The organism is Vibrio nigripulchritudo ATCC 27043 (assembly GCF_000222685.1).
Lineage (GTDB): Bacteria > Pseudomonadota > Gammaproteobacteria > Enterobacterales > Vibrionaceae > Vibrio > Vibrio nigripulchritudo.
This window is the reverse complement of sequence record NZ_AFWJ01000087.1, coordinates 1-8,867: the sequence shown is the minus strand read 5'-3', so window position 1 is coordinate 8,867 and position 8,867 is coordinate 1. Positions and strand designations below refer to the sequence as shown.

7 protein-coding genes, 1 tRNA gene and 1 pseudogene are annotated in these 8,867 nt (G+C 39.7%); 2 read left to right on the top strand and 7 right to left on the bottom strand.

Features of this window, described 5'->3' with window-relative positions; all coding sequences use genetic code 11:
- On the top strand, positions 1 to 524 hold a 524-nt coding region (locus RH89_RS09020), incomplete at its 5' end, for a DNA cytosine methyltransferase (RefSeq protein ID WP_004401271.1).
- Here the strand turns inward: RH89_RS09020 and RH89_RS09015 are convergent.
- The 5 genes and pseudogenes from RH89_RS09015 to RH89_RS08995 form a co-directional block, all read right to left on the bottom strand.
- Positions 521 to 1,336 (bottom strand): hypothetical protein, encoded by an 816-nt coding sequence (locus RH89_RS09015; RefSeq protein ID WP_004401270.1) that lies wholly within the window; start codon positions 1,334 to 1,336, stop codon positions 521 to 523. The two genes, RH89_RS09020 and RH89_RS09015, sit on opposite strands and share 4 nt — an antisense overlap.
- 607 nt (positions 1,337 to 1,943) lie before the next feature.
- Positions 1,944 to 3,068, bottom strand: a complete 1,125-nt coding sequence (locus RH89_RS09010) for a hypothetical protein (RefSeq protein WP_004401269.1) — start codon at positions 3,066 to 3,068, stop codon at positions 1,944 to 1,946.
- Between the two features lie 7 nt (positions 3,069 to 3,075).
- The gene (locus RH89_RS09005; protein ID WP_004401268.1) at positions 3,076 to 4,554 is read right to left on the bottom strand and encodes an MBOAT family O-acyltransferase; all 1,479 of its coding nucleotides are present in this window, start codon (positions 4,552 to 4,554) and stop codon (positions 3,076 to 3,078) included.
- Between the two features lie 321 nt (positions 4,555 to 4,875).
- Positions 4,876 to 6,000: pseudogene (locus RH89_RS09000) on the bottom strand (IS4 family transposase); the annotation flags it as partial.
- Between the two features lie 259 nt (positions 6,001 to 6,259).
- Positions 6,260 to 6,344: transfer RNA gene (locus tag RH89_RS08995), tRNA-Leu, on the bottom strand.
- A 193-nt stretch (positions 6,345 to 6,537) separates the two neighbouring features.
- Between RH89_RS08995 and RH89_RS08990 the strand changes: the two genes are divergently transcribed.
- Positions 6,538 to 7,008, top strand: a complete 471-nt coding sequence (locus tag RH89_RS08990; RefSeq protein ID WP_004401265.1) for an RDD family protein — start codon at positions 6,538 to 6,540, stop codon at positions 7,006 to 7,008.
- Between the two features lie 18 nt (positions 7,009 to 7,026).
- Here the strand turns inward: RH89_RS08990 and lptG are convergent, their stop codons facing one another.
- Together lptG and lptF are read right to left on the bottom strand one after the other, a co-directional pair.
- Positions 7,027 to 8,097 carry an LPS export ABC transporter permease LptG gene (lptG, locus tag RH89_RS08985; protein ID WP_004401264.1) on the bottom strand — a complete coding sequence of 357 codons (1,071 nt, stop codon included), beginning with the start codon at positions 8,095 to 8,097 and terminating at the stop codon, positions 7,027 to 7,029.
- A 3-nt stretch (positions 8,098 to 8,100) separates the two neighbouring features.
- On the bottom strand, positions 8,101 to 8,867 hold a 767-nt coding region (gene lptF / locus RH89_RS08980), incomplete at its 5' end, for an LPS export ABC transporter permease LptF (RefSeq protein ID WP_038145379.1).

Here is an 8,867-nt window from a genome sequence, read left to right as displayed (position 1 = left end):
GTTTTCGCTCAGATTTGAATGTGGAATATCACTTTCCACAGCCTCAAGAATACAAGCCTGCGCTGAAAGACTGTCTGAAAGACTTGGATGGTCTGGAAGTGCCCGCTATTTCGAAATCCAAACCCAACCCTGACGCTTCCATTCCTAATCATGAATACATGACTGGCGGTTTTTCCAGTATGTACATGAGTCGAAACCGGGTACGCTCTTGGGACGAACCTTCTTTTACGATTCAGGCAGGCGGCCGTCATGCTCCTTTGCATCCAGGCGCCCCAAAAATGCATAAGCTTGAGACCGATAAGTTTGTGTTTGTCGAAGGTTACGACTACCGAAGATTAAGTGTGCGAGAGTGTGCTCGTATCCAAGGTTTCCCGGATTCATTTGAGTTTATCTACAACGATCTTGGGGCAGGATACAAGATGATAGGTAATGCGGTTGCGGTGAACTTTGCAGCAGCATTGGCTGAAAGCATAAAAGAAGCGCTTGCCGAAGCAGGCGCTATTGAATCGTTTAAGGCAGCTTAGCGTTTTTTCGGAATATTGATGTTAAACGCTTTTAAGTTCTCGATCAGGCGGTTGTGATTGAGTCCGTTAGGCTGGATGACTTCAAATCTACCAAGCTTAACGAGCTCATCAAGAGTGTCGACCTGTGTCATTTTATTCAGACGCTTTTTGGGACGAAACTGAGTGTAAGTGCATTTACTGCGATTACTGCCTTCAGTTTTCGGGTTGATTGGTCGGTAAACAACTTTAAAGTTCCGGCTCAGCGTTTGTATCACTTCATTATTGATGGGTTTAAGCTTTGTAATCAGATCAATAAGATTGTTTGGAACCTTGTTACTAACCAGCAGACAATTGGCGACAGAATTACCTTGTCCCGTGCCAGCAACAATCTTGACGATGTCTTTGTAGTCAAATACTTCAGTAAACTCTCGCGCCGTTTTACCAGATCGTTTACCAAAACAAATACTCACCCCAACAAAGAAAGAAGCTGTCGGGCTTTTTACCCATTCATTCGCCCATTTAGTACAGTCTTTGGTGAGGTTCTCAAACGCTCTGACACCAAAGTCTCTTAAAATCCGACTGTGGGAATACCAGTTACCAAAGTAATCTGCACTGCTCATTTTGGCTGAGATTTTAATTGGGCTACCTTCGCTTAATTTAATGAGAATGTCGGTCTTTCCGCCTTGTGCTCCTTGAGCATCAACCGAGGTGACTTTCGCTCCGGGTTTTATGCCAATGTCCTGCATCCACTTCGGAATCTCATTTGGCAGTGATTCCCCAACCGTGACACTACTTGCGACATCTCTTTCAAACTTATCGGTTTTCTTAGACATATTTTCCCTGAACAACTCAGCGTGATTTGGTGAGGGTATTATGCATATGAGTGATTGTTTTGTAGGCAAAACTATCAATGGATTCAAAAAATTGCGAGTTGCCAGATCTAATTCGGTAATTGATAAGATTCGGTTTTTCTTTGTAGTAAGAAGGTAAGGGGAAGTTTTTGTATGTGGTTTACGTCACTTAGGAGTTTTAGGAAGTCTAAAACGACAAAAGGTCTCTATAAAAGGGACCTTTCTAAATATGGTACCGGTGGGCGGACTTGAACCGCCACGCCCGAAGGCAACGGACTTATAAAGGTCAACATTGCTAATATTTTCTTAGCCCCTCTGAAAGTTAAGAAGTAGCTGCTTTTACAATACTTTGATCTACATACATTTTCTCTAGCAGCTTCTATCCATAGAAAGCAAAGGGAAAGATGAAAATTCCCTTCCGGTTGTTCGACTAGACTTAGTTTGAAAAAATTAGAGTAACTACTGGTGGATCATGGTTTTAACGTTTTGATTATTGGCAATAAGAAGCGTGCCTCCATCAGCGGCTAGCTTCCTTTCACATGTTACTCACGAGCGCGTAGCGTTTACTATCTGAATTCAGACTTAGGTATCATTTGTAACAGCCTAACTTATTGAAATCCAATTCTTTTCCTTGTGAGTAAGTTGCCGCATAGCCAGTGTAAATATCAACCAGTTCTTTTAGCCGTGCTTTATTAATATAGTTACCTATATAACTCTCACTTTCCAAAAGTAACCTAGCATAGGTTACATCCCCACCATGAAAGCCATCAATGAATTCGCAGTCAGAAGAAGGTAGGCTACTTGAATAATCTACAAATTCAAAGTTATATTGGATTAATTTGTTTTTTAAGTCATCTATGTAATGATATTGATTATCCAGTTCGTTAAATTTTAAATTCACTTCATTTGCAAAAGGAGGAAAAAAAACAAATACGTCAATATTTTTTCTTTTTAAAGCATTAACTATACCTATGATTTTTTGGATATAATAGTCACTTGCTTTCTCACCATACTCAAATCGACGATTGCCATTGTTCATCCTATCAATAGTGTCTTGGAATAATATATCCTTTGGGGTTAAACCTCCAGATACAAGTTTCTGATAACTATAAGAACCATCACGATTAAAACCTGTGTCGCTAATGCCATTCAATCCAATATTATTACTCTTAGTACCATAGAATAATACCGAAGTGAAATCATTGAAGTGGATTTTTTTATTAGAAAGCATTTTTATAATGGAAAAAATTTTGAAGGCAGATATATTTATTTGTTCTGTTATTTGTACTTGTTTTTCAATGACAGGTTGAAAGTTTTCGTTAAACCACCAAACATCAAGACCTAATATAACAAGTTTAGGATTCTTTTTAATAATTTTTTCTATAGCATAATCACCTTCATTGACGGAGTTCATAATTCCTCCCAAATTAACAAAAGATGAGTTAAACATTTGCTCTTGGAATTGCATAACTCTAGAAGAGCCCAATGCTATTATATCTGTATTAGAGCGTTCAAGTAGATGCGTTTTATAAGACACACTTACATTACTTAATGCGGTGCCATATATTATATTTCCAGAAGAAGATTTTTGCATTTCAACAACCACATCTAAATCTTCCAACTCACCAACTCTTTCTAAATAAATAACGATTGGGAATATAAAGAAAAATGCTAACAGTAATATTCCAAAATATATCTTTAAGTATTTACTCATACATAACCTAAAATTGAAAATATAAAAACTCACTCGGTGCGCTCATCATGACTATACATGTAATGGTCATAATAGCTAAAATACATGCTTGAATAGTGCCATACTTCCAAGTAAAGAGTTTTTTTACATCAGAATTCTGTTCCTCTCGGTCATTAATAAATTCTATTGTATTTGGCAAAAAGAAAGCAACAATAATCATTACAGTCATAGTTAGTATTGCTTCCGTGAGATCAGGGACATGCAATACGCTTTTAACGAAATATTTTACACTGGAGCTACCATCTGGAATATTAATGTTGACAAAGTCAAACATAGCAAAATACATATTAAAAGCAACGTGCAAGTCATTTGATCTAAATATAACCCAGCCGATCACTACACACAAAAAGGTTAGAATGAAATATATAGGTCTCATAAGTTTATAACTCAAATTGATATTTGTTTTCCTCCACAAATGATTGATTGTGAGCAATAATCCGTGATATCCACCCCAAAGAACAAATGTCCATCCTGCACCATGCCAAAGTCCACCTAGTAGCATTGTGATGAAGAGGTTTACCCTTCTTCTCATCTCTCCATGCCTGTTTCCACCTAGATATATATATACATAGTCTCTTAAAAATCTAGATAGAGTAATATGCCATCTTCTCCAAAACTCTATAATACTTAAAGACTTATAAGGAGACATAAAATTTAATGGCAAAATAATACCAAACATCCTAGCTAGACCAATAGCCATATCTGAATATCCAGAAAAGTCAAAATACAATTGAAATGAATATGATAAGGCTCCAAACCAAGCTGTATAAAAATTAAGATTTTGTGAATCTTCTGCCATTAGAAATATAGGAGTGGCATATGTAGCAATACTATCTGCCAAAACAACTTTCTTAAATAAACCGAATATAAATATTGTAATTCCAATTGCCAAATTTTCTTTCACCAACGTCAAGCTAGCTTTAGTTTTAAATTGAGGCATGATTTCATTGTGATGTACGATAGGACCTGCAATGAGTTGTGGAAAAAACGTAACAAAAAGTGAGTAATCTAAAAGTGAATAATTTCTAACACTTCCTTTAAAAACGTCTACCAAATATGATATTTGCTGAAAAGTGAAAAACGATATAGCTAATGGTAAAATTATTTGTGATACATTAAAGCTCAAGTTGAACGAATAGTTAATACTATCAATGAAAAAATTGAAATATTTGTAATACACTAAAGCTATTAAGTTTACACATATGGAAAATGTCAGCAATAATCTTGACTTATTATTCCTTAGTTTAACGCCAACTAGAAAATTAAAGACTAATGAAGCTATTATCACTGCTAAATACATATAGTTCCACCAACCATAAAAAAACAGTGACGAACTAACTAGAAATAAACGCGCAGATCCTTCTTTCCCTTTAAATGTTAGAAAATAAAATCCCAAAATAACCAGAGGAAGAAATAAGAAAATAAATATATATGAATTAAATAGCATTAGAATGCTCAATTTTATTAATGATAACAGTAACTTCACACACTTATGTAAACGATAAGGTTAGAAGGCTCACTGCGTGAATTCGGGTTACCTGAACTTCCTGTTATAACGCTAACTGAGCATTTCCTTATGCTTAGAAAGTGATGGCATCTTAACAGTTTTCTGGTAATGCGCAACAGACGCCTGACCTAAAAATAAACAATCATAATCAAGCCACATTGTCTGAGTAAGTTAGGCTTACTTCGATGCGAAGTAAATGAATCAGCTTCTCAAGAAGGTGGCTTTGTTGTATAAAACACCCCAGCTAGACTTTAATGTCGTTCACTTAAGCGGAGCTGTGTTGCGATTAACAGGATATCGGACCTTTGATAATTTAATCACTCTGGACCGATTCAGCTTAGTGCGCCTGTCTATAAAAAAGAGGATGGATAAACCCTCCGAATACTCTTTAATCGCTTTGGTGTATTACCTAACGAGACTGCTTTACTCATTACTTTTAATTGGCTTGCTATATGCTGGCAAGAGTAATTAAGGCTGATGTCATTAGGTGCGTGACTAAGCTCTACCGCGGCTTGACTCGCTTCTCGCCTCCCCAAGTTGTAACCAAGCAAGAGCTCCATAACTCCTAATACACCAGTTCAACAGTTTTGCTTCTTAACATCAACGCATTGTGCTGCATCGAACTTTTAATATCACGATAAACTAATTCAATTTCCCACCTTTCATGGTAGAGCTCCACGACGGACTGTCATATTCCTCTCTTGGGAGCTAGGTAAATACTGTTTTAGGCTTCCCTTGCACTTCGTAGGTCACGGCTATAGCTTGCCACGTTTCAGGTAAGGTTGGACTTTTCTTACGAGCCTGAGGAGATATCTTCATCTCAACGAGCATGTCATTGCTTTCATCCTCATCCTGTAATGTGTACTTTACGTCTTTCTTGGCAGCTAATAACCAATGCCTGTTGTTCCCGCTCTTATGAAGAGGAAGTAACATATCTGCACCATAAAAAACCTTTATCCAGTAAAGTCACAGAGTTGTTTGGTAAAGAATCAATAAAGGGCATGGCAAGAGGAATTTCACCACAACGATAGGGGCTCATAGATGCATCAACTAATGCATGTGACCGAACGTTCATCATAGTCACAACCCTTAATACTGGCTGTGGTGTCTGCCTGCTGCTAGAAGTATTGCCAGAGCAAAAGTGCTCTCGGAGTTCAAGTGTATCTCCTGTTTGAAAAAGAGCGCCGTCGACTGCAAAAATTTGTAGACCTTACCATGCATCATCATGGTATCGTTCAAGGTCTCATGCCTGCCCGCATTGTTTAAATAGCCACTTAGGGTTGATTTTCCTATATGTTGTTTTGCTTGGGTTAAAGTACTTTTGGCTAGTAACTCTTCGTCAGTCAAACCATGGGCAAATGTATTCATTCTTCTTGCAGCTTCGGCAAAACAGTTTTGAATAGACATAAAAAATCAGAAGCCTAAAAACAGGCTTCCGATTGTCTCTCATTAGAAGGAGTGGTCAATCGTTCTTTATTTGAGCTACATTGCGGATATAGACCGGAGATTACATTACGCTTTGATTGAGATGTTTAAGTAAATGCCAATAGGGTAAAGAATAGGATTTGGAGAAACAACCGAAAAGTTACATAAACTCCGGATACAACAAAGCCTTAGCTAAAAGCTAAGGCTTCATTACAAAATATGGTACCGGTGGGCGGACTTGAACCGCCACGCCCGAAGGCAACGGATTTTGAATCCGTCGTGTATACCAATTTCACCACACCGGCATCTTTGGGCTGTTGCCCTTTGATGATTGGCATTATACGTATGACTTAGAGTGGCGCAAGTGTTAAATCTTTAAAAACCATTCGTTTGGCTATTATTTCGGCATAAGTCCCTGAGCTGTGCGCTCTGTCACTTACATATTGGTAAACAAGTTTATATTCTGTCGCTTTCCAATCCATTACCCATGTGAGAAATATGTCTATTCAAACAAAACCCGCAGGTTTGTTCCGAAGATTAGGTGCACTAATGTATGACGCGTTGATTATTCTGGCCATAGAAATGATGGCGGGCGGTCTCGTGATTGCGGTTATTTTTGCATTGAACGCGGCTGGAATGATGAGTTATGGGAGTTACGTTGATGCAAGTGATTTACTGACGAATCATCCGGTTTGGAGTGCGTTTTACACAGGCTACTTAGCGCTTGTATGGATTGGATTTATCGTATTTTTCTGGACAAGGGCTGGGCAAACATTAGGTATGCGAGCGTGGAAACTGCGAGTTCAAAATGAAGATGGTTCGACCATTTCCTTTACGCAAGCTTTGATTCGAGTTGCCACCTCGGGATTTGGGTTAGCGAACTTAACGGTGCCATTCGATCCCAAGAAACGTGGATTTCATGATATATGGGCAAAAACCCAAGTGGTAGTGTTACCTAAAGCGAATTAAAAAAGGAGGCATTGCCTCCTATACTTTCCGCCTCATCAGCAATACTGCGATGGTCATAAATACCACACTAGGCACTAAAGCTCCGACAGGTGCAGGGAGCTTATAGAGTAGGCTTACATTACTGAAGGTTTCTGCAAATATGTAGAATCCGAATCCTGCGATAACACCTGAAAGTATCCTTGCACCCATGGTCACGCTACGAAGCGGACCAAATACAAATGACATCGCCACAAACATCATGACACCAACGGAAATAGGCTGCGTCGCTTTACGCCAGAAAGCGAGATCGTACCGACTGGCATCCTGCTCAGAATCTTTCAGGTAAGTTACGTAACTCCAAAGCTCTGTAAGTGGCAGCTCTTCGGGTTGAACGGTAACTACAGCGAGCTTGTCTGGAGTGAGTGTGGTCGTCCAGCTCAGAACACCAATGTTCTCTTTAGAAACTTCAACGTTGTTATTGAAATTGGTTTTGACCACATCTCTGGCTTCCCAGGTGCGATCGGAAAGATAGTTCGCTTGCTCTGCAAACATGGTGTACGAAAGATTTTTGTTTTCATCGAAAAACCAAACGTTAACGCCCTGAAGCTGTTCACCGTTGACGCGACCTACATAGATGAAGTTACCGCCATCTTTTGCCCAGACTCCACTTCGAACAGATACAATGTTGCCGCCTGAAACCGCAAAGGTGCGAAGTTCTCGAGCCATTTTCTGAGTGGTCGGCGCGCCCCATTCCCCAAGCATCATGACGATTACCATGATCGGAATGGCTGTTTTTAATACTGAAAATCCGATATCCAGCTTGGAGTAGCCTGCGGCTTGCATTACTACAAGTTCAGAGCTGGCGGCCAGCATGCCCAAGCCAATCAGCGCACCAAGCAATACCGCCATGGGAAAAAAGAGTTCAACATCACGCGGAAGTGCCAGCATAACGTAATAGAAAGCAAGCAAAGCGTCATAAGATCCTTCACCCACCGCTCTCAACTGCTCTACATACTTAATAATGGCGGAGAGCCCAACCAAGGTTGTGAGCGTTAAAGCAGTCGTCGAAATGATGGTGCGGCCAATGTATAAATCTAAAATCTTAAACACGTGTTACGCCACCTTTCTTCTGAAGTTTTCTTTGATTTGTCGAACGAAAACGCTGTCCAGACTGTTGAGCAATATACCGATTAATAATGTCACGCCATTGATGGACCACAATCCAATGTGTGCAGGCAAACTCCCTTCTTCGATGGCTGATTTTCCAGAGCTCAGCAATAGGAAGTAGGTCAGGTAAATAAGTACGGCGGGTGCCATTTTAGCAAAGCGACCCTGACGAGGATTGACCGCCGAGAGTGGAATAACAATCATGGTCAGTAATGGAATACAGACAATCAAAGAGATACGCCACTGCAATTCAGCCTGTTCACGTTTGTCATCAGAACGAAGAAGATCGAGAGTTGATGTCGCCATCAAACTGAGAGACTTTTGCTGAACTTCTCTTTGTCCGATGAGCGCCTCATATTCTTTGTAATCGGTGACCATGTAGTCGAGTCGAGTAGGGATACCTTCATAGCGTTTACCGTCGTATAAAGTCAAAACCTGTCGACCATCAGACAATTCCTGCATTTTACCCGTGTTGGCGAACATCACGCTCGGGCGGATGGAATCTCTTGGAAGAAGCTGGGCAATAAAAACATTTTTAAGTTCTTTGTTCTCAATATCATCAACAAAAACGACGGCAGAACCATCAGGAGACGCCTGAAATTGTCCTTTTTGAAGTAAATCAATACTGTTGTCTGATTCGACTTCAGAGCGAATTTGTATGATTTGCTGCTGGCTCCAGGAGGACAGCCACAGAGAGTTAACCGCTGCCAGAC

Excerpts from the sequence above, each read along its gene's own strand:
- RH89_RS08990 (WP_004401265.1), top strand. The coding sequence starts at position 6,538 with ATGTCTATTCAAACAAAACCCGCAGGTTTGTTCCGAAGATTAGGTGCA.
- RH89_RS09005 (WP_004401268.1), bottom strand. The coding sequence starts at position 4,554 with ATGCTATTTAATTCATATATATTTATTTTCTTATTTCTTCCTCTGGTT.
- RH89_RS09010 (WP_004401269.1), bottom strand. The coding sequence starts at position 3,068 with ATGAGTAAATACTTAAAGATATATTTTGGAATATTACTGTTAGCATTT.
- RH89_RS09015 (WP_004401270.1), bottom strand. The coding sequence starts at position 1,336 with ATGTCTAAGAAAACCGATAAGTTTGAAAGAGATGTCGCAAGTAGTGTC.